20 protein-coding genes and 1 pseudogene are annotated in these 18,598 nt (G+C 61.6%); 16 read left to right on the forward strand and 5 right to left on the reverse strand.

What is annotated here, in order from left to right; genetic code table 11:
* Positions 1–72: 72 nt before the first annotated feature.
* Positions 73–2,331 carry a heavy metal translocating P-type ATPase gene (locus BLQ77_RS23210; RefSeq protein ID WP_242661832.1) on the reverse strand — a complete coding sequence of 753 codons (2,259 nt, stop codon included), beginning with the start codon at positions 2,329–2,331 and terminating at the stop codon, positions 73–75.
* A gap of 271 nt (positions 2,332–2,602) precedes the next feature.
* Between BLQ77_RS23210 and BLQ77_RS23215 the strand changes: the two genes are divergently transcribed.
* Positions 2,603–3,349 (forward strand): hypothetical protein, encoded by a 747-nt coding sequence (locus BLQ77_RS23215; RefSeq protein ID WP_242661833.1) that lies wholly within the window; start codon positions 2,603–2,605, stop codon positions 3,347–3,349.
* Positions 3,350–3,468: 119 nt separating this feature from the next.
* Here BLQ77_RS23215 and BLQ77_RS23220 read toward each other — a convergent pair whose 3' ends face one another.
* The 3 genes from BLQ77_RS23220 to BLQ77_RS23230 form a co-directional block, all read right to left on the reverse strand.
* Positions 3,469–3,696: a hypothetical protein gene (locus BLQ77_RS23220; protein ID WP_089963162.1), complete on the reverse strand. Its 228-nt coding sequence runs from the start codon at positions 3,694–3,696 to the stop codon at positions 3,469–3,471.
* 167 nt (positions 3,697–3,863) lie between these two features.
* Positions 3,864–4,121, reverse strand: coding sequence for a helix-turn-helix domain-containing protein (locus BLQ77_RS23225; protein WP_009503807.1), 258 nt, complete (start codon positions 4,119–4,121; stop codon positions 3,864–3,866).
* 124 nt (positions 4,122–4,245) lie between these two features.
* A complete protein-coding gene (locus tag BLQ77_RS23230; protein ID WP_072794323.1) occupies positions 4,246–4,497 on the reverse strand; it encodes a hypothetical protein in 252 nt (83 codons plus the stop codon).
* 210 nt (positions 4,498–4,707) lie between these two features.
* On the opposite strand from BLQ77_RS23230, the gene BLQ77_RS23235 reads away from it, so the two are divergent.
* From BLQ77_RS23235 to BLQ77_RS29515, 15 genes and pseudogenes are all read left to right on the forward strand, one after another.
* Positions 4,708–5,076: a hypothetical protein gene (locus BLQ77_RS23235; RefSeq protein ID WP_089963164.1), complete on the forward strand. Its 369-nt coding sequence runs from the start codon at positions 4,708–4,710 to the stop codon at positions 5,074–5,076.
* Positions 5,077–5,119: 43 nt separating this feature from the next.
* Positions 5,120–5,740: a lytic transglycosylase domain-containing protein gene (locus tag BLQ77_RS23240; protein WP_089963166.1), complete on the forward strand. Its 621-nt coding sequence runs from the start codon at positions 5,120–5,122 to the stop codon at positions 5,738–5,740.
* Positions 5,737–6,030 (forward strand): TrbC/VirB2 family type IV secretion system protein, encoded by a 294-nt coding sequence (locus BLQ77_RS23245; protein ID WP_073038186.1) that lies wholly within the window; start codon positions 5,737–5,739, stop codon positions 6,028–6,030. Before BLQ77_RS23240 ends, BLQ77_RS23245 begins: the two co-directional genes overlap by 4 nt.
* Entirely contained in the window at positions 6,023–6,301 is a 279-nt protein-coding gene (locus BLQ77_RS23250; protein ID WP_009808059.1) for a VirB3 family type IV secretion system protein, read from the forward strand. Before BLQ77_RS23245 ends, BLQ77_RS23250 begins: the two co-directional genes overlap by 8 nt.
* Positions 6,291–8,666, forward strand: a complete 2,376-nt coding sequence (locus tag BLQ77_RS23255; RefSeq protein WP_089963167.1) for a VirB4 family type IV secretion/conjugal transfer ATPase — start codon at positions 6,291–6,293, stop codon at positions 8,664–8,666. Before BLQ77_RS23250 ends, BLQ77_RS23255 begins: the two co-directional genes overlap by 11 nt.
* A complete protein-coding gene (locus BLQ77_RS28510) occupies positions 8,663–8,932 on the forward strand; it encodes a hypothetical protein (RefSeq protein WP_131822051.1) in 270 nt (89 codons plus the stop codon). Before BLQ77_RS23255 ends, BLQ77_RS28510 begins: the two co-directional genes overlap by 4 nt.
* Positions 8,922–10,076 carry a lytic transglycosylase domain-containing protein gene (locus tag BLQ77_RS23260; RefSeq protein WP_207545881.1) on the forward strand — a complete coding sequence of 385 codons (1,155 nt, stop codon included), beginning with the start codon at positions 8,922–8,924 and terminating at the stop codon, positions 10,074–10,076. Before BLQ77_RS28510 ends, BLQ77_RS23260 begins: the two co-directional genes overlap by 11 nt.
* Complete coding sequence (locus BLQ77_RS23265; RefSeq protein WP_089963171.1) at positions 10,076–10,885, forward strand: type IV secretion system protein; 810 nt, start codon at positions 10,076–10,078, stop codon at positions 10,883–10,885. The genes BLQ77_RS23260 and BLQ77_RS23265 overlap by 1 nt, the downstream gene beginning before the upstream one ends.
* Positions 10,886–10,899: 14 nt before the next feature.
* Entirely contained in the window at positions 10,900–11,556 is a 657-nt protein-coding gene (locus BLQ77_RS23270; protein WP_089963172.1) for a VirB8 family type IV secretion system protein, read from the forward strand.
* Between the two features lie 2 nt (positions 11,557–11,558).
* Complete coding sequence (locus BLQ77_RS23275) at positions 11,559–12,254, forward strand: TrbG/VirB9 family P-type conjugative transfer protein (protein WP_089963174.1); 696 nt, start codon at positions 11,559–11,561, stop codon at positions 12,252–12,254.
* Positions 12,251–13,630, forward strand: coding sequence for a TraB/TrbI/VirB10 family type IV secretion system protein (locus BLQ77_RS23280; protein WP_089963176.1), 1,380 nt, complete (start codon positions 12,251–12,253; stop codon positions 13,628–13,630). Before BLQ77_RS23275 ends, BLQ77_RS23280 begins: the two co-directional genes overlap by 4 nt.
* Positions 13,631–13,634: 4 nt before the next feature.
* Complete coding sequence (locus tag BLQ77_RS23285; RefSeq protein WP_089963177.1) at positions 13,635–14,621, forward strand: ATPase, T2SS/T4P/T4SS family; 987 nt, start codon at positions 13,635–13,637, stop codon at positions 14,619–14,621.
* Complete coding sequence (locus tag BLQ77_RS23290; protein ID WP_089963179.1) at positions 14,618–14,809, forward strand: DUF4177 domain-containing protein; 192 nt, start codon at positions 14,618–14,620, stop codon at positions 14,807–14,809. Before BLQ77_RS23285 ends, BLQ77_RS23290 begins: the two co-directional genes overlap by 4 nt.
* A complete protein-coding gene (locus BLQ77_RS23295; protein ID WP_089963180.1) occupies positions 14,809–15,222 on the forward strand; it encodes a hypothetical protein in 414 nt (137 codons plus the stop codon). Before BLQ77_RS23290 ends, BLQ77_RS23295 begins: the two co-directional genes overlap by 1 nt.
* 12 nt (positions 15,223–15,234) lie before the next feature.
* Positions 15,235–16,077 (forward strand): annotated as a pseudogene (locus BLQ77_RS29515) (TrbL/VirB6 family protein); the annotation flags it as partial.
* On the opposite strand, the gene BLQ77_RS23305 reads toward BLQ77_RS29515, so the two are convergent.
* On the reverse strand, positions 16,037–18,535 hold the full coding sequence (locus tag BLQ77_RS23305) for a strawberry notch-like NTP hydrolase domain-containing protein (protein ID WP_089963182.1): 2,499 nt from the start codon (positions 18,533–18,535) through the stop codon (positions 16,037–16,039). The pseudogene BLQ77_RS29515 and the gene BLQ77_RS23305 sit on opposite strands and share 41 nt — an antisense overlap.
* Positions 18,536–18,598: the final 63 nt, after the last annotated feature.

Below are 18,598 nucleotides of genomic sequence, written 5' to 3' on the forward strand. Positions count from 1 at the left end.
AACCTCATGCAGCAATACACGTTTTGCTGAAATAGAAGTGTCGTCCAGCTTCACGCTCAATACGCGGATCGTCTAAAGCCTCAATCGCCGTAGTCTGAGCGCGTTCGCGATGACCGAGACCGACGAGAGGCTCATTGCGGCGGCGGCGAACATGGGCGACATCAACAGCCCGAATACCGGGTAGAGCACGCCCGCGGCTAAGGGCACACCGAGCGTGTTGTAGGCAAAGGCCCAGAACAGGTTCTGGCGTATGTTACGGATCGTCGCCACGGCCAGCGTCCGTGCCTTGACGATACCGTTCAGATCGCCGCGCAAGAGCGTGATGCCCGCGCTTTCAACCGCCACGTCTGCACCCGTGCCCATGGCCAGACCGACGTCTGCTGCGGCCAGAGCCGGGGCGTCGTTAACGCCATCACCTGCCATCGCGACCTTTTTGCCTGTCGCGTGAAGCTCGTCCACCAGCGCCTTCTTGTCTTCCGGCAGAACGCCCGCCCGCACCTCGTCGATACCGAGGCGCTGAGCGACGGCCTTGGCCGTGCGTTCATTGTCTCCCGTTGCCATAATGATCCGCAGGCCAGCCTCGTGCAGTTCCTTGATGGCCTCGGCCGTCGTTTTCTTGATCGGGTCGGCGACGGCGACGATACCGGACAGTTTTCCGTCTATGGCTACGAACATCGCAGTCTTACCGTCGGCGCGCAGGGCATCTGCTGTTTCCTCCGCCGCAGAGGTATCGACGGACATGTCGCGCATCATTGCGGTATTCCCAAGCGCGACGGCCCGGCCCGAGACGGTCCCGCTCACGCCTTTTCCGGTCACCGCCTCGAAGTTTTCGGCATTGCCGACCTTGATGCCCTTTTGCTTCGCGCCTTCGACAATGGCCTCTGCCAGCGGGTGCTCCGAGCCTTTTTCCAGTGCCGCGGCCAGAGTCAGAATGGTTTCCTCGGTCTCCTGGCCCAGAGCATTCACATCGGTCAACTTCGGCTTGCCCTCGGTCAGGGTGCCGGTCTTGTCCACGATCAGCGTATCGACCTTGGCCATACGCTCCAGCGCCTCGGCATCCTTGATCAGGACACCCGCCTGTGCACCGCGCCCTGCAGCCGTCGTGATCGAGATCGGCGTCGCAAGGCCCAATGCACAGGGGCAGGCGATGATCAGCACTGACACCGCCGAGGCGATGGCAAAGACGAGCGCAGGTTCGGGCCCGAAGCCGAGCCAAGCGGCGAAGGAAAGGATGGCGACCACGACAACGGTCGGCACGAAATAGGAAGAAACCTTGTCCGCAAGCCCCTGGATCGGTGCGCGGGATCGCCGCGCGTTCGCGACCATCTCGACGATCTGGCTCAGCATCGTGTCGGCACCTACACGAGCGGCTTCTATGACAAGGGAGCCGTTCTTGTTGATCGTGCCGCCGGTGACCGTATCGCCGGGGCCTTTTTCGACTGGCATTGGCTCGCCAGTGATCATGCTCTCGTCGATGGAAGACGTGCCGTCAATGACCTTGGCGTCGACGGGGACCGCGTCGCCCGGGCGAACCCTTAAGCGATCTCCCTCCACGATGTTTTCCAGCGGTGCGTCGTATTCGGTGCCGTCGGGCAGGATACGCCGCGCGGTTTTCGGCGTTAGATCGAGCAGTGCCCGGATGGCATCGCCGGTCCGTTCACGCGCCCGCAATTCCAGAACCTGCCCGACGAAAATCAGAGTGATGATGACGACGGCAGCTTCAAAATAGGTGCCGACACCCGCGCCCATTCGGTACTCGTCCGGAAACACACCAGGAAGGAACGTGGCGACCAGCGAATAGAGATATGCCGCGCCGACACCAATCGCGATCAGCGTCCACATGTTGGGTGAGCGGTTCACGATCGACGCCCAACCCCGCACGAAAAACGGCTTCGCCGCCCACAGCACGATCGGCGTCGCCAACACAAACTCGATGTATGTCGCCAGCCGATGTCCGATCCAGTCCCGGACCGGCAAACCGACCAGCTCTCCCATAGTCAGGATAACCAGAGGAACGGCCGCGGCGGCACTGATCCACATTCGGCGGGTAAAGTCGGTCAGTTCTTCGCTGGGTTCATCCGACGGCACCATCGGTTCAAGCGCCATGCCGCAGATCGGACAGGCGCCGGGCTCGTCACGAACTATCTCGGGGTGCATTGGGCAGGTGTACTGAGTCCCGGCTTTCGGGGTCATGCTGTGATCCGATGCCGTACCTGAGGCATAGTAGATCGGATCGGCCTCGAACCTGGTCTGGCACTTATCGGAGCAGAAGTAGAAGGTTTCACCGTCATAATCCGCCTGACGGGCCTCCGGAGACATAGTGACGGACATGCCGCAAACTGGATCCTTGGCCTGATCGGATGACCGCTCTCGCGGGTGCGGTTCTGTTACCTGTATCATGCTCTAGCCCTCCAAAATGATGCCGACTCCTAAGATGGAGCTTCCAGCAACTGGAAGGTCAAGCTTGGATTGCTGATTAGCGAAGGAAAGCTGATTGATACTGCCAATATATTACATAAACTTCATTATGCGTATTTATACTAAGTGTTGCGAAAGTATATTATCGTATGTATGCTGAGACCTATCACATTAGGACTTCAGCATGCGTCATTTACTCAAGAAGCTCCTCCCCTCGTTCGCAGTCGCTTTGACTGTGACAAGTACGTGGCTGCCGATGCCCGCCCGCGCGCAGACGTACCCGATCGATTGCGCGATCCTTCTGTGCCTGTCTGGCGGCTGGCCTGCTTCCGTGCCATGCGCCAGAGCTCGAGCCGAATTCATCCGACGCATTACGCCTTGGCCGGTGGAACCTCCGCTTCAAATCTGGCGCTGTCCTATGGGCGCTTCCTTTGAGACCGCTCCAGCACCAAACAGTTCAGACCGCATCTTTGAAGCGTTCTTCCAGTACAACGGCACTGGTCCGCGACAATCCTTTCCAGCGCACGATACCGCTGACCCAATTGCGGCCGCTTGGCGCACCTCAGAAGCCCCAGACTACCTTGTTCCCGCCGAGCAGGCCCTCCGGCTCGTTCAAGATCGCGCGGACATTGATATCAGCGGACCTGAGTTCAACTTCGTGCGGTCCATCCGCGTCTTTGATGTCCGGTATGCGCGACAGCACGAATCCGGACGCGACGGCGATTGCAACCGTAGTGCCACCGTGGTCCTCGGCACATATGGAACGCAAGGTGACTTCGCCTGGCAGAGGTCCTCCATAACCGCCCTACCAGCCGCCCATGCCGGTCTCGAACGATGGGGCCAGAATTGCCCCGGTATCTATCATCGATCCGTTTTCGTCGACTGGCGTGACTACGAGGGCAACTACGGCTTTGAACAGGTGAACTACTGAACTTACGCAAAATGGCTCGGACTGTAAGATTGGTTTCTTGGACATGTGTAATGCCACCTCGCGCGTTAGTCATCGCAGTGCGGTTTGGCATTTCGGCAAACGCCGCAGGGTAGCCCTCCTCACCCGCCCTCGTCTCTTCCGATCCGCATGAGCGCCTCGAAGTCGATTTCTTGCTTCTGTTCGTCACTTATATCCGGCCGGATTTTCGATACCGGCTGGGGTCCATGGACGTCCCACATCACCGCGTGTGCGCCTGTAGTCCAGCTATAAACCCAACCAACAACGCTGCGCCCGTCGGTCGCGATCAGATTGGCAATCGCGACGCCTTCACCATTATCATCGTCCACTGTTTACTGACTTCCTGCACTTTGGCGCTGCAATCGCGGCATCGTGTTCCCAGGCTTCGCCTGCACAGCATAACGCAATTGGTGGATGTTGGCTAACTGCTCTTCCTTGAGGTAGCGGATTTCACGAAGGGACATCCAAAGCGGTACGCCCCAAATCTGCATTTTTCTCAAATTCTATGGTCGGGCTCCGTGGCGGCTTCAACGATCGCGAGAACCTCGTAGGGGTCAAAGCCGATGGCGCGGGCGAGGACGACCAGTTCGACGACGTCGACTCGGCGCTGGCCGCTTTCAAGGCGGGCAATGAGGGATTGGTGGCATCTGAGCTTAGTCGCCAATTCAGCCTGTCCAAGGCCTGCCTTGATTCGGGCGTCGACCAACGCCTGGCAGAGTGCCAACTGTCCCGTGCTTCTGATTGTCTTTGCCACGCGTCACATACCTTTTGTGACGTCGCTAGCGGATGAAATCTGTTATCTAAAAAGTAGATATATGAGGGTGTTATCGGCGTCTGGTTTCCATGGGCTGCAAGTCTGATGCTCCCGAGGTCGCCCATCAATCCCCTACCAATTGTAGAAATCGGCCATAGTCCTCGCTGACTTCGCGCGCTTCCTCGAAAGCGCGGGCGCGTTCGCTGTCGAGGCAACGGAAGTAGCTCTGGATATCCTGGATGTAGTTTTCGAAATCGCCACGGATGATGTCCGCATAGTCCCGCGCCGCCTGCGAATCGCTTGGCAGGAAAGGACGGGCCGGGGCGAAGCAGGATTCCGCCAAAACCGGCCCAGGAACGCAGATTAGAAGGACTATAGCTTGCAATGGGAGCAGGCATGTCAACCTTGGGTTTCTCAAACCTGTTATCTCCTTGATCGCAGACACTGGCCGTGACTAGTGTTTGCGTGACCAAACTACAGCTAAAGCACGATATTACATCTTGCGGTTGATAGTATACTATCGTAACTCTGGGCTTCAAGTGGGAATGCCTGGGGTCGCGCCATTGGAGAAAGCGTGAGCCGGGCCATGAACTGGGACATCGAAGCACCAAATGTGGTTACGGAAGCCAGGTTCCGCGAGCTCGTGGAAAGCGGCTATAGCGCAGAAATCCTGTGCCAGGAGTCGGCACATAAGAAAGGCCCCAGCTATTACGGGGTCTGGATCATGCGCGTTGTCTCTGACGAAGGCGTGGAAAAGCTCCTCGTCACCGCCCGCACGCGGACGACCTACAACGATATCAAGATCCGCGAGTTCAAGACGATCTCCGGCGTGGTGTCATTCTTCATTGGCCTTGGCTTTGCGCATGTCGACCTGCCGCTTGAGGCGGGTACGAGCCGCACGCATAAACTCGCCCCGCCAGACAAAGCCCCATCAGACAAGGGCGCTGGCAACTAACCTTGTCTGCCTCTGGCTGGTCGCCGCGCCAGCCTCAGCGCAAATGGTCCTGGTCATGGAGAGCGACGGCTCTCTGACCCCATCCCGGTCTCAGAGCGGTTTTGCCCGGAACTACAATGACGGCGTTGGTCAGGGATCGGCGTCCGATGGTCTGGCCATTCTTGGTGAGACTGAAGCGGCTTCCGAGCCTGACGCGCTGAGGTTTGCGGCGTTCGCCCAACCAGCACCCCTGCCCCGCGCAGACGTTCTCTCGGGCATCGAGGCAACGGCCTTGCGCTATGCCGGCCACCCCGGCCTGCGTCGCGCGGAGCTTTCCGTCACGGATTGGCTGGCTCTCTACCGGGCCAATATCGAGGTTGAGAGCGCCTACCGGCAGGATGCGGTCTCCCGCGCGGGCGCTATCGGCCTTGGCCAGCTGATGCCCGCCACTGCCCGTGATCTCGGCGTTGACCCACGTGATCCGCTGCAGAACCTCGACGGCTCCGCCCGCTACCTCGCGATGATGCTGGAGACGTTCGGCGATCCGCATCTGGCACTGGCGGCCTACAACGCGGGACCGGACGCCGTGCGCCAACACGATGGCATTCCCCCTTACCGAGAAACCCAGAACCACGTGGCCCGCGTCATGGCTGTCGTGGCTCGATTGGAAGGATCAAATTCATGAAAAAGATTTCAAACCTCTTTGTCGCCTCGCTGGCGCTATTCCTGCTCATTGCAGAACCGGCCCTTGCGCAAAGCATCGATCTCTCGCCGATCCAAAGCCTGTTGCAAGGCATCGTCGATGCGCTGACCGGACCCCTTGGTGTCGTCATCGCGACGCTCGCGGTCCTCGGCGTTTTCTTGAGCTGGTTCTTCAACATCATCGATCTGCGCCAGGCGCTCTGGGTCCTCGTGGGCATCGCTGGTGTCGCGGCTGCCCCCACCATCGTTGCCGCGGTCTTTGCCGGTGGCTGAGCGTTCGCCTCTCTTTCTCGGCCTCGTGCGCCCGCCCAAACTTCTGGGCCTGCCCATCATGTACGCGATGGTCTGGCTTTTCGGTTCGGTGCTCTTGTTCGTCTGGGTCCAGCACATCGCGGTGCTGGCTGTCGCCGCCCTGCTCTATCCGGTGCTGTGGAAGGCCGCGGATTGGGACCCGCGCTTCATCGACGTGATGATGACGGCCCTGCAGGAGACACCGCCCACGCGGAACCGCTCGATCCACGGCGGGGACAGCTATGCGCCCTAGTACAGCCTTGGACGAAACGCTCGATCTCCGCACAATGACGCCGGACTGGTATGCCCGCGAAACCCGCCTCGCGCATATGCTGTCCTATGTGAGCCTCGTTGACGACCAGACCGTGCGGACGCGGGTGAACGAGCTCTTCCAGTGCATCCGTCTTGACGGGGTCAACAGCTACACGACCGACGATGCCTATCTCGACAAGGTGACCGCGCTCTTTGCTCGGATCATCGCGCAGCTGGGGCCGGAATTCAGCTACTACGTCCACAAGGTCTCGAAGGCGATCATGCCGGACCTCGAGCCAGTGCGCGAGGACAGTTTTGCGGGAGAAGTTGACCGCCTGTGGCGTGCAAAACTCGAGAGCAGTGGCCTACGCGACAAAACCTTGACCCTCACGGTCATTCACCGCCCGCCTCCGAAAAGCGTCCTGCCCTTCCTGAACCGAAGCGCACCGGACCGGCTGAAGGAAGCGACCGAGAAGCGCCTGCGCCGTCTAGGCGAAGCCGTGAATGTCTTTCTCTCCGGTCTGACCGAGCTGAACCCGCGTGTGCTCCAGGCCAAGAGTGGTGAGTTGATCGGCTTTCTGGGTGCGCTCAACACCGGCCAGGAACTGCCGCTCTATCCGGCGAACACCTATGGCTTCCTGTCCTTCAACGTCGCCAATACCCGCGTGACGTTTCAGGGTGATCACTTCGAGCTCTCCGAGGGCGTCGTGGGACATCGCTATGGCAAGAGCTTTACCATCGCGGAATATTCCGAGGCCACCTCCTGTACCATGTTCGACATGCTGAACCTACCGGTCGACATGATCGTCACGCATTCCTTCACGCCAATAAACTCGAACCTCATGGCGGGCCGCATCAAGCGGCAAAAGCGTCAGATGCAGGCCTCCCAGGACGCGGCCCTATCGCTCATGGAGGCGCTCGACATCGCGGCGGATGATCTGGAGGCCAAGCGCCAAAGCTTCGGCGAGCATCACATGGTCGTGACGCTCTTTTGCGACACGCTCGAAGAACTGCAAACCCTCAGCGCCGAGATCGTGAACGCCGCCGCGACTGAGGGCGTGAAGATGATCGGTGAGCGGGTCGCCGCAAAGGCCCATTACCTCAGCCAGCATCCCGGCAACCAGCCCAAGCGCGTGCGTGCAAGCGCCGTCACCAATCGCAACTTCGCGGATTTCGCGGCGTTTCATCGGACCCAGCTTGGCAAGCCTGCGGAGAAAACGCCCTGGGGTCAGGTCATCACCTACCTGCCAACGCCCGAGCAGAGCGCCTACCGGTTTTCCCATCACGAGCAGGGCAGCCCGGACAAAGAACCCACCAGCGGCCATACCCTGATCATGGGACGACCCGGGTCGGGCAAATCGGTGCTGTCGGCCTTCCTGATGACCCAGGCCCGTCGCGCAGGCGCCCGGATCTTCGTCTTCGATTACCGCCTCGGCATGGAGATGGCCGTCCGCGCCAACGGCGGGCGCTACGCCTCCCTCAAGGCCGGCCAGCCCACGGGTCTCAACCCGCTCTGGACAGAGATCGATGCGCGCGGCACCGCCTGGCTCTCGGATTGGCTTGCCACCCTGCTCTACCGTGCCGACAAGCCGCTGACGCCGGCGCAGACCAACCGCATCCAGGAAGTGGTGCGCCAAAACGCGCAGGCCACGAACCCGGCCTTAAGGAACTGGCGGGATTTCGCATCGCTCTTCGTGTCCACCGATGACGGCGGCGATCTGCACCAGCGCCTGCTCGAGTGGACCGAAGACGGCCGCTATGGCTGGATCTTCGGGCAGAGCCTCGAGGACACGTTCTCGCTCAAGGGCGATGTCGTGGGCTTCGATCTGACCGGCATTCTCGACAGCGAGGCCGACAAGGAACGGATGGCGGTCCTGTCCTATCTTTTCCGCCGGGTCGAGCGCGAGATCGAGGATCGCCGCCCGACCATCATCGTGATCGACGAGGCCTGGAAGGCGCTCGACAACGCCTATTTCGCCGAACGGCTTTCGAACTGGCTGGTCACCGCGCGCAAGCAGAACACCGTCGCGGTGATGATGACGCAATACGCAAGCCAGCTCGAGCGCACCCGGACCGGCAAGACCATCGTCGAGGCGGTGCCGACGCAAATCCTGCTCCCGAACATCCGCGCCCATGCCGCCGATTACGCGATGCTGAACCTCTACGAGAAGGAACTCGACGTGCTGCTCAACACCGGCAGCGACAGCCGTCTCGCCCTCATCCGTGACGACCAGGGCTCGATCGTCGTCGATGCCGATCTGAGCGCGCTTGGGTCCAATCTCACAATCCTCGGCGGCATGGAGAAAGGCGAGGCGCTTGTAGGCGCCGATTACCGCGACCGCCCGGACTTCTGGAGGCTTTCATGACCCGTACATGGCGTTTTGAGAATACAACAAAGAAACTTGCATCGTTTTTCGCGTTCGAGCGAAGCGAGAGGCAGCGAACAAACGATTCAAGAAAATCTCGAAACGCCAAATTGTTTCTTCTCGCCGCACTCAGCGCTGTGGCCTCCTGCGCCCAGTACCAGGAACCGCAGGCCAATTGCTTCACCTTCCTGGCCTCGACTGCCCCGGTCGCACCTGATTGCACCTTCACGCCTCTAGATACGCTGGTGGGCGACATTGACGTCTAGGCTCCCCCACCTCATCGCGTTTTGCCTGCTGCCCGGTTTCAGCTTCGCCCAAGGCGTGCCGACCAATGACAATGGGCTGACCGCGCGTGACATCGTCGAGACCGGCGATCGCGAGGCAGACTTGGCTGTTCAGGCCGACAAGCTTGCAGTGCGCGAACTCATCGCCGAGATCGAACGGGAGCAGCTGGAAACCCTCCGACGCATCCTCGATGCCCAGACCAGCTTCGGCGGTCAGGGCTTGCCGGCTATGGTCTCGGGGCTGGAAAGCGGCAGCGGGGATCCGGCCCGGTCAGTCGAGGCGGTCTATGGCAATGCCGACATCGACCCCAATCCCGGCGGTGCGCAGATGTTCGGCGACGCCGCCGAGAACATCGAGCAGCTCATCATCCGCGTCGCCCAGGAAACCAGCGGCTTTGCGGGTGTTGGCCGCGCAGGCCTCTCCCCCGTCCAGTGGCGAGCGCTTCTACAGGCGCTGATCTGGCAGGAAAGCCGGTTTACGATCGGTGCACGGTCTCCCGTCGGCGCCTATGGCCTCACCCAGATCATGCCGGGCACCGCCAGCGATCTCGGCATCAACCCGGAATACTATGACAGCCCCTATCTGCAGGTGCATGGCGGCGCGCGCTACCTCGCGACCCAGCTCAACACATTCGATGGCAACATCATCAACGCCCTCGCGGCCTATAACGCCGGACCCGGCCGGGTTTTCGAGTATGGCGGCGTTCCGCCCTTTCGCGAGACCCAGCACTACGTCCAGGTGATCCCCGAACGCTATAACCTCTATTTGACCCGTATCGGCGGGATCGATGCGCTTGGCACGATCGATCCGGCGCTTCTCGCCAATGCCAACCTCTCGCTCACTGGGCACGGCGCGGCCTTCTATGGCAACAACTCACCCGCCGCGATCAGGCAAGCCGCCCTGCGTATTGCGGATATCGTCGAACGGATTTCCGAGACCGAGGATGTGCAGGAAAGCATCGCACTCAACACCTATGCCCGCGCCGAACTCGTGCGCCTCGTCGCTGCACGCATCCGGCTTCAGGCGGCACGAGCCCGCGTCCTTTCTGCCGAGGAGCTGGCCCAGGCCAGCGCCCGCATGGCCGAAGGCGCGTTCATGGATTTTACGATCAGGGAGATTGAATGATGGGACATCTGCTCTTGAGGACAGCTTTGGCCACGACACTTGGGGTTGGTCTGCATCTTGGCGCCCTATCCCCTGCCCTCGCGCAAGGCGTGCCCGTCGTCGATACCCAGAACATCGCGCAAAACATCCAGCAGCTACGGCAGATGATCGAAGACGAGATCCTGCAAAACGAGCAGCTGACGCAGCTCCGCGAACAGCTTGCCACACTCACGGATCAACTCGCGGAGCTGCAAAGAACCTATGAAGCGCTCACCCGACTTGCCGAGCTTCCCGAAATCATCCGCACCGAGATGGAAAACGAACTCAATGGCCTGCTCGACCAGGAGTTCGGGGACATTCTCGCAACGATTGAGGCGATCAAGACGGGCGATTTCTCGGGGCTCTCCGGCTCCGGCGCGGGCGAGATCGAAACCCAGATGGACCGGGTGCTGGCCGATCTCGGATTTGACGATGACACCCTCTCGGAAATGGCCACGAGCGGCAATCCCGGGGCCAACCGCGTGGCAACACAAGCCACGACCGGCGCGCTCGTCTCGGCCGCGGCCCAGAACAGCTATGAGGACGCCGGACAATCGCTGGAACGCGTCGACCGGCTCGTCGGGCTCATCGACGACATGGACGAACTCAAGGAAAGCATCGATCTCAACACGCGCGTGACGGCGGAACTGGCCATCGCACTTGTCGCCATGTGGCAACTCGAAGCCGTGCAAACCGTGGGTGACGGCACCGGCGGCGTGATCGATGCCGCCACCATCGCCGAGGAGCAGCGCTTCATGGATTTCACCTTGCCGGACCTCCGGGCAGACTGATCGTGGGGGCATGAATGGTGGCGAGTGAACAAGAAATCATCGAGGAAGAACTGGTCTACGGCGCCTTGCGCCGCGAACGCCTCTGGCAACGCCTTTGCCTGATGGGCCTTGTCTTCGGCATCCTCGGCTGTCTGAGCGCCGCGGCTGTCTCGATCCTCGATGTCGACCCGCCCCCCGTCGTTGTCCCCTATGATCCCGCCACCGGCTTTGCACTCCCCGAAGCCTCGGTGGGCGCGACTTCGGTCACAGCCAACCAGGCGGTCATCGAGGCGGAGGTCTTCCGCTATGTGACCGACCGCGAGGTCTATAACCAGCTCGACAATGACCTGCGCATCCGCAGCGTTCTGCGCCGCTCGGACGGAGCTGCCGAGAGCGGGCTGCGCCAGATCTGGAACAGCGCCAATGAGAACTACCCGCCGACGGTCTATGGCCCCAATGCGCGGCTCGACGTGGAGATCCTCAGCATCAACCAGATCGGAACCAACCGCGCGACGGTCCGCCTGCGCAAGCGCCTGACATCTATCAACGGCGTCCAAACCGGGCTTTTCACCGCCACCCTCCTCTTCGAGTTCCGCCCCGAGACCCGCCGCTCCATCGATGAGGTCTGGACCAACCCCTTCGGCTTCACGGTCCTCGAATATTCCATCCGCTCCGACAGATTGGAGAATTGAATTTGTTCCCTGTTCGACTTTTGATATTGCTGATTGCCCTGTTGCCCGGCCTCGCCTTCGCCGAAGCCATCCCGCGCGGCGGGCCCAATGACAACCGGGTGCGGCTTGCCAGCTATCAGGAGGGCCAGGTCTACCGGCTAAACGTCTCGCTCACCCATGTGACCACCATCGAGTTCGGCGAGGGTGAAAGCATCCGTTCGATCATCGCGGGTGACACGGAAGGGTTTGAGATCGACGGCGTACCCGGCGGTCAGGCCTTCGCGATCAAACCCGTCGCGCGCGGTGTCCATACCAACGTGACGGTCTATACGAACCGGCGGAGCTACTACTTCAACGTCCAGGAGACCCGCAGTCCGACCTTCTACGTGGTCCAGTTCCGCTACCCCGAGGATACCAGCCGCCCCACACGTGCCATCGCAGCCCAAGCGCCGAACTATAATTACGGTGCAAGCGCGCGGACCGAGTTTACCCCTGCCCGCGTCTGGGATGACGGGACGTTCACGTATTTTGAGTTCCCACGGAACGCACCGGTGCCAGCGATCTTTCGTTACGCCAATGGCCGTGAGCGCACGGTCAACACGCAAGCCACCGAGGACGGTGTGATCCGGGTTTCAGGAGTGAACCGACAATGGGTGCTGCGGATCGGAGAGGAGGTGGTCTGCATCGAGGCCACACCACCTGCGGGGGTAGGCTCATGAGCGATACCGGAAACACAGACCTCGAGAAACGCCTCGCGGCCCTCGAACAAGGCAAGGGCGCTGGTTCGCCCCCTGCCCCGCGGCGCTCGCCACTTCTGGCCTTGGTCGTTGTTCTAATAATCGGTGCTGGCGGAGCGCTGCTCTATCTCCTGTCCCAACCCGAGGAAGAGGAGGCCCTACCCACGGCCACGCCGGACGTGTTCCAAAACGAAGGCGACGGGTTCGGCGCCATCGAAACCCTGCCCCCGCCTGAGCCCGAAGTCGTTCTGGTCGCGCCGGAACCGGTGGAACCAAATGCGGAGCTTCTGGCGCAGATCACCGCCCTGCAGGCTCAGATCGAGGAATTGCGCAACGCGCCTGAGCCGGTGGTCCAAGAAGACACGGCCGCCGCAGAGGCGATCGACGCGCTGACCGCTCAGATCGCTGCGCTCCAAGCCGCCTCGGAAGCCGCACAGCAACGATTCCAGGACGAACTGACGGCGCGGGATCGCAGCCTTGAGCAACTCCGCATGGATCTGGAACTGGCCCAACTCGAGGCCAACCGCCCGCTCCCCGCACCCATCGGACCCACCGAGGACGAGTTGCGCGCGCGGGAAGAAGAACGGCTCCGCCGCGAGGAGGAAGCACGACGGCTCGCGGAACTTGAGCGCCGCGCGGCCGAGGAACGTGCATTTCAGGAACGCCGCATCACCTCGCCCACCATCGCCTTTGGCGGCACGTCCGGTGCGAATGAGACGGCGCTGACCGAGCGCACCTTTGGCGAAGTGACGGATTTCGTGCTGAATGGCGCGCTGCCCACGTCGGTGACGCAAGCCGAGGTCATCGCCAATCCTTCCAACACCATCATTCAGGGCACGATGATCCAGGCCGTCATGGAAACCGCTCTCGACAGTTCGCTGCCCGGCCAGACCCGGGCCGTCGTCTCCGAAGATGTGTTCAGTTTCGACGGTTCTCGGCTCCTGATCCCGCGCGGCTCTCGTCTTATCGGACGCTATCGCTCCGGCGTTGATATCGCGCAACGCCGCGTCACCGTCGCCTGGGACCGGATCATCCTGCCGGACAATCAAACCATCCAGATCAGTTCCTTTGGTGGCGATGAGCTTGGCCGGTCCGGCGTGACTGGCTTCGTCGACACGCGCTTTGACGAGCGCTTTGGATCGGCAGCGCTGATTTCACTGATCTCCGCCGCACCAAGCGCCGCCGCCGCAAATGCCCAGGACGAAACCGCCGCGGATGTGCTGGAAGACGTGGGCGATGATCTGGCCGATGCCACGGACAGCGTGATTGGCGACTACCTCTCCATCGGCCCCGTCATCTATGTCGATCAGGGCGCGCGCGTCACGGTGATGGTCGACCGCGATCTGGAGATGTTCTGAGCCCATGTCGCTGAGCTATCTCCAGACCTCGCTTGATCGGATCGATGCCGCCGCGCGCGACGATGTCATCGAGATATGTATCAACCCTGACGGCACCTGCTGGGGCGAATTCCAGGGCGATCATTTCATGCGGAAGCTGGATCAGACGCTGACCGCAACCGAAGTGAAGGACCTCGGCAACCAGATCGCTTCCTCCGCCAACACTACGATGAGCAAGGACCGCCCCATCGTCTCCGTCTCGATCACCTACAAGGGCCGCCCGATCCGGGCGCAGGTCATCACCCCGCCAGCCGTGCTCTCAGCCATGTCGATCAGCCTTCGGTTCTTCTCAAGCCTGCCGCTCGACGGGATCACCCTCGATTTCCTCTATGGCAAGGAACGCAAACTGGAAGAACTTCGCCTCGAGAAAACCCGCGAACTGCGCGAAGTGGTGGCCGCGGGCGCCATCGATGATGCACTTGCCTTCTGTGTCGACAACAAGCTCAACATGATCGTCTCGGGCGGCACGTCCACCGGCAAGACCGTCGCCGCGCGCAAGATCCTCTCGCACGTGCCAACAGAAGAACGCATCGTCACCATTGAGGAAGCGGCCGAGCTTCTGCCGACCCAGCCCAATGCCGTGACCCTCATCGCCAACCGCGACGCGGAATTCCAAACCGCCGATGTGCTTCTGACCGCGACGCTGCGCATGCGCCCGGACCGCATCATCCTCGGCGAAGTGCGCGGCAAGGAGGCCATGACCTTCCTCGAGGCGATAAACACCGGTCATGGCGGGTCAATGACCACGCTGCACGCCGAAACCCCGCAACTTGCCGTGCAGCGCCTCGCAATCGCCGCGCTCAAGACCGAGATCCCAATGACCTATGCTGACATGATCCAGTACATCGAGAACTCCATCGATGTGATCATCCAAGCCGGTCGGAATGACGGCAAACGCGGCATCACCGAATTCTACCTCCCCGGCGCCAATGAGATCGGAGCTTCCCAATGAAGACCTTTGAATATGATATCCTCAGCTTTCCCATGACTCGTAAGACCAGCCTCGCTGACATGCAGGCCAGCCTTAATGCCAAAGGGGCAGAAGGTTGGGAGGTGGTGTCGATCAGCTCTTCGGAATTCGCCAACGTGGGACACACTGTCTTCCTGAAGCGGGAAACGACAGCTGGCGGCGCGGTCTGATGATACGTTGCGGGATCGATATCACTTTCGTCACTCTTGCTCTGGTACTGGCGGCGTCATCCTCCTTGGCCGAGCGCAACCTGGTCCCGAGCCTTGAGCGCAGTTTTGATGTTTGCCCGGACAGACCGCTGGAGTCCGAATGGATGCAAAACATACCATTGCGCCAAGCCTATCAGCGGGTTCTGGTTCAGGACATCTACCGCGCCCAAAACCTCGAGCGCATCGTCGAGACTGGCAACTGCGATTGTGAAATCCGGTTCCCCTCTTGGGACGCTGCCGAGGCGGTGTTTCGGGAAAGGTACGCGAGTGACGAACGATGGGAGATGCTGCAAGCCTCGGACGCCTACAACCGCCGCGCAAACGCTGCCCGCCCTGCCGCCAAGGCCATCTGCGAAGCCGCGGGCAATTGGTAAGGCAGCCCCGTCATGAGCGTCGTCACCTATTTCGTTGAAACCTCCCAGGGCTATCTCGACACCGCCGCAGAAACCCAGTTCGGGTCCGTCGCGGCGACAGTCGGCACGCTTCTGGTGCTGGGAACAACTCTGGTGGTGATCCTCGTCTTCCTGAACATGATCTACCAGTACAAGGCGATGGACGGGCGCATGGCCTTCTGGCTCGCGGTCAAGATCGGGCTCATCGGGATATTCGCGACCAACTGGGTGCAGTTCAACGCCCTCTCCTCCGCCATCCTGGCCGGCATCGACAGCATTGCGGGGGCGCTTGTCGCCTCGGTCGGTGGCGGAACCCCGGGTCCCTCTGGCACCTTTGCAGAAGAATTCGATCGGCTGATCGCGGAACTAGGGGACTATCTCAACGCCGCCGGGTCCGAGCTGAACTGGATGGCAGGGGCCATGCTCGACATTGTCGGGGTCCTCTTGCTCTCGATCCTCGGCGGGCTGGCCGCCTTCATCCTCGTGGCCTCCCGCCTGATGATCGCACTTCTGATCGGGATCGCACCGGTGATGATTTTTCTGACCCTCTTCGAGGTCACCAAGGACTATTTCGCGCGCTGGCTGTCGGCACTGGTTTCCTTCGCGCTCTACCCCATCGTCGTGGCCGGCGTGTTCGCGACAATCACGGGTGTCTCCTCCGCACTCATCGGCGAGCTTGGCGACCCGGAAGGGGCCTCAAACATCGGCGCGCTCATCCCCTTCTTCATGATGGTCCTCATGGCGAAGGGCTTCATTATCGCCACGCCGTTCATCGTTCGCGCGATCTCCGGAAACATCATGATGCCCGCCCTCTCAGGTGGTCTCGGCGGCGGTTACCCTCGACGAGCTCGTCGTCGGAATCCACCGTCTCAAGCCGGCGTTTCAGCAGGCTCTCGCCCGTCGAGACCACCTGGATGACGCAGGCGTTGCCCGCCGCGAGGTCATCCTCGATGGCACGGATGATGGTCGGGGCTTTCATGCCCATCAGGAGATGGTTGAAGAAGCGCTGCTTGGTGCTTTCAAACCGGGACTTGGCCGAGGCGCGTGCGGCCGAGGCATTGGTCTCGCCAGAGGCATCGTTGACACCGGTCGCGGTCAGCGCTGCTTCGAGGTTATGGTGGATGGTGCGGAAGGCACCCGCATAGGCGTCGTAGATCTCGATCTGGGCAGGAGTCAGCGCATGTTCGAGCACGTCATATTCCACCCCATCGAAGCTGAGGGCGCGGGCCGTGTAGAGGCCGAGCGTCTTGAGATCACGCGCGACCACTTCCATGGCGGCAACGCCGCCGGCTTCCATCGCCGACACGAAACTCTCGCGGCTCGGGAAGGGGTATTCGGGTCCCTGCCCCCAGAGCCCCAGCCGCGCGGCATAGGCGAGGTTGTGCACGCTCGTGGCGCCCGTTGCCGAGATGTAGAAGACCCGGGCGCGAGGCGCGGCCAGTTGCACCCGCAGGCCGGCAAGGCCCTGCTGCGAGGGTTTGACCCCCCTGCCCTGCTCGGACCCTGCCGCGTTCTGCATGGCATGGGCCTCATCAAAAGCGAGGACGCCGTCGAAATCTTCGCCCATCCAGTCGAGGATCTGGCTCAGCCGCGTGGTGCCGCATTTTCCCGCGGACCGCAGCGTGGCGTAGGTGACAAAAAGGATACCATCGCCCATCGGGATGGGCTGATCCGGTTTCCATTTTGAGAGCGGCTGGATGTCGGCGGGCGAGCCGCCAAGATCGGTCCAGTCGCGGATCGCGTCCTCGATGAGTGTGGCGGATTTGGAGACCCAGATCGCCTTTCTGCGTCCAGCGAGCCAGTTCACCAGGATGAGCCCGGCGCATTCGCGCCCCTTGCCGCAGCCCGTGCCGTCACCGAGGAAGTAGCCAAGGCGATAAGCATTGGCGTCCGGGTCATCATCGGCACGGGTGAGTTTGGTCTGGTCGTCGTCGATGGTGAACCGCCCCGGCAGGTCACGCCCATGGGCATCATGGGCCATGATGATGGTCTCGAGCTGAGCCTCGGAGAGATGCCCATCCTCGATCAGCCTGGCAGGCAGGCGCAATTCCGCACTGGCCGCGCCAGAAGGCACGGGCGGCGCCACGGAAGCCATGGCGATGCTTTCGACCAAGGGCGTGGGATGTTCCTGCGCACCAGCGATCTCGATCCGCTGAGGGCGATAGCGCGCATAGATATCCGAGACGGGCGTGTTGTCGCGCGCGGCCTCAAGGCTTGTGAAAGTGAGCGGTATGGCGGCGTTGGTCTGAACGTTGGACGCCACAACTCTAGCAACTGGTCGCTTGCGCGTGACAGGTACTGGACCGACCGATCGCGCATGAGGGTTTTTCGCCGCCTGTTGTACGGGGCGCGCCTCGGGCCGGGTTGCGGCCACGGCGTCGGCAAAAGGAAGGGCTTCATCCAAGTCCCTGACGCTGGCGCGGATCATCTCTCCGTCCTCCTGCACCTTGTCGAAGACCATCAGCTGGGTTTCCACAGAGGTGCCGAGCTTGCGGTAAACCTGTCCCGGCATCGTGAGGGCCAAGCGCGGCGTCAGGAGACCGCAAGCGCGGGACCAATGCGCGGCATCGCGTTCGGGCGTGAATCCCGGCGGCATGATCGCCACCAGCCGCCCGCCATGCGCGAGACGCTTTGCAGCCGCAATGAGATGTTTGGCGGCGATGTGCTTGTCGCGGGAGCGATCGACCGAGGAGGCGAACGGCGGGTTCATCACCACGATGTCGGGTAGAACCGGCGTCTGCAGCAGATCGTCGATATGCTCGCCGTCATGGCCCGTCGCCTCGCCGCCGAAGACCGCGCGCAATAGGCTATGGCGAAAGGGGTCGATTTCATTGAGAGAAAGCGTGGCACCGGCCCGGGCAGCAAAACCGGCCAAAGCACCGGTGCCAGCCGAGGGCTCCAGCACGGTCTCGCCCTTGCGAATGGCTGCCGCCCGCACGGCCAAGGCGGCAAATGGCAGTGGCGTGGAAAACTGCTGCAACCGGATCTGCTGCTCGGAGCGGCGGGTTTCCGTCAGCAGCCGTGAGGCAAGCAGTTTTGCGGCGAAGTAATCATCCTCACTGTTGTCGCCACGTAGCAGCGCCTGCACAGCCGCCGCCTGCATCAGGTCATAGGCCTTCCGCCAGTCCCAGGCGCCCCCGGCATCACTGCCAAGAAAGGTCTCTCGCATGATGCGTGCGAGCGCTGAGCTGCGCAGGGGTTGGTGGTCGATCTCCGTGCCGATCTGCTCGAGGGCAGAGACGAAGTTAGCTTTGGATTCAATAGGATCGGGGAGCGTTGAGCAGGGCTTGGACATGGGGAATTCCTTTGGATCAGGGTCTGAGTTCCAAAGGAGAAAAAGCCCGCTCTACACTTTGAA

It is taken from the genome of Salipiger thiooxidans (assembly GCF_900102075.1).
Lineage (GTDB): Bacteria > Pseudomonadota > Alphaproteobacteria > Rhodobacterales > Rhodobacteraceae > Salipiger > Salipiger thiooxidans.

Bases quoted from the DNA above. Each gene is read 5' to 3' on its own strand.
- BLQ77_RS23210 (WP_242661832.1), bottom strand. From the start codon at position 2,331: ATGTCCGTCACTATGTCTCCGGAGGCCCGTCAGGCGGATTATGACGGT.
- BLQ77_RS23215 (WP_242661833.1), top strand. From the start codon at position 2,603: ATGCGTCATTTACTCAAGAAGCTCCTCCCCTCGTTCGCAGTCGCTTTG.
- BLQ77_RS23235 (WP_089963164.1), top strand. From the start codon at position 4,708: ATGAACTGGGACATCGAAGCACCAAATGTGGTTACGGAAGCCAGGTTC.
- BLQ77_RS23240 (WP_089963166.1), top strand. From the start codon at position 5,120: ATGGTCCTGGTCATGGAGAGCGACGGCTCTCTGACCCCATCCCGGTCT.
- BLQ77_RS23245 (WP_073038186.1), top strand. From the start codon at position 5,737: ATGAAAAAGATTTCAAACCTCTTTGTCGCCTCGCTGGCGCTATTCCTG.
- BLQ77_RS23255 (WP_089963167.1), top strand. From the start codon at position 6,291: ATGCGCCCTAGTACAGCCTTGGACGAAACGCTCGATCTCCGCACAATG.
- BLQ77_RS28510 (WP_131822051.1), top strand. From the start codon at position 8,663: ATGACCCGTACATGGCGTTTTGAGAATACAACAAAGAAACTTGCATCG.
- BLQ77_RS23265 (WP_089963171.1), top strand. From the start codon at position 10,076: ATGGGACATCTGCTCTTGAGGACAGCTTTGGCCACGACACTTGGGGTT.
- BLQ77_RS23270 (WP_089963172.1), top strand. From the start codon at position 10,900: ATGGTGGCGAGTGAACAAGAAATCATCGAGGAAGAACTGGTCTACGGC.
- BLQ77_RS23280 (WP_089963176.1), top strand. From the start codon at position 12,251: ATGAGCGATACCGGAAACACAGACCTCGAGAAACGCCTCGCGGCCCTC.
- BLQ77_RS23285 (WP_089963177.1), top strand. From the start codon at position 13,635: ATGTCGCTGAGCTATCTCCAGACCTCGCTTGATCGGATCGATGCCGCC.
- BLQ77_RS23290 (WP_089963179.1), top strand. From the start codon at position 14,618: ATGAAGACCTTTGAATATGATATCCTCAGCTTTCCCATGACTCGTAAG.
- BLQ77_RS23295 (WP_089963180.1), top strand. From the start codon at position 14,809: ATGATACGTTGCGGGATCGATATCACTTTCGTCACTCTTGCTCTGGTA.
- BLQ77_RS23305 (WP_089963182.1), bottom strand. From the start codon at position 18,535: ATGTCCAAGCCCTGCTCAACGCTCCCCGATCCTATTGAATCCAAAGCT.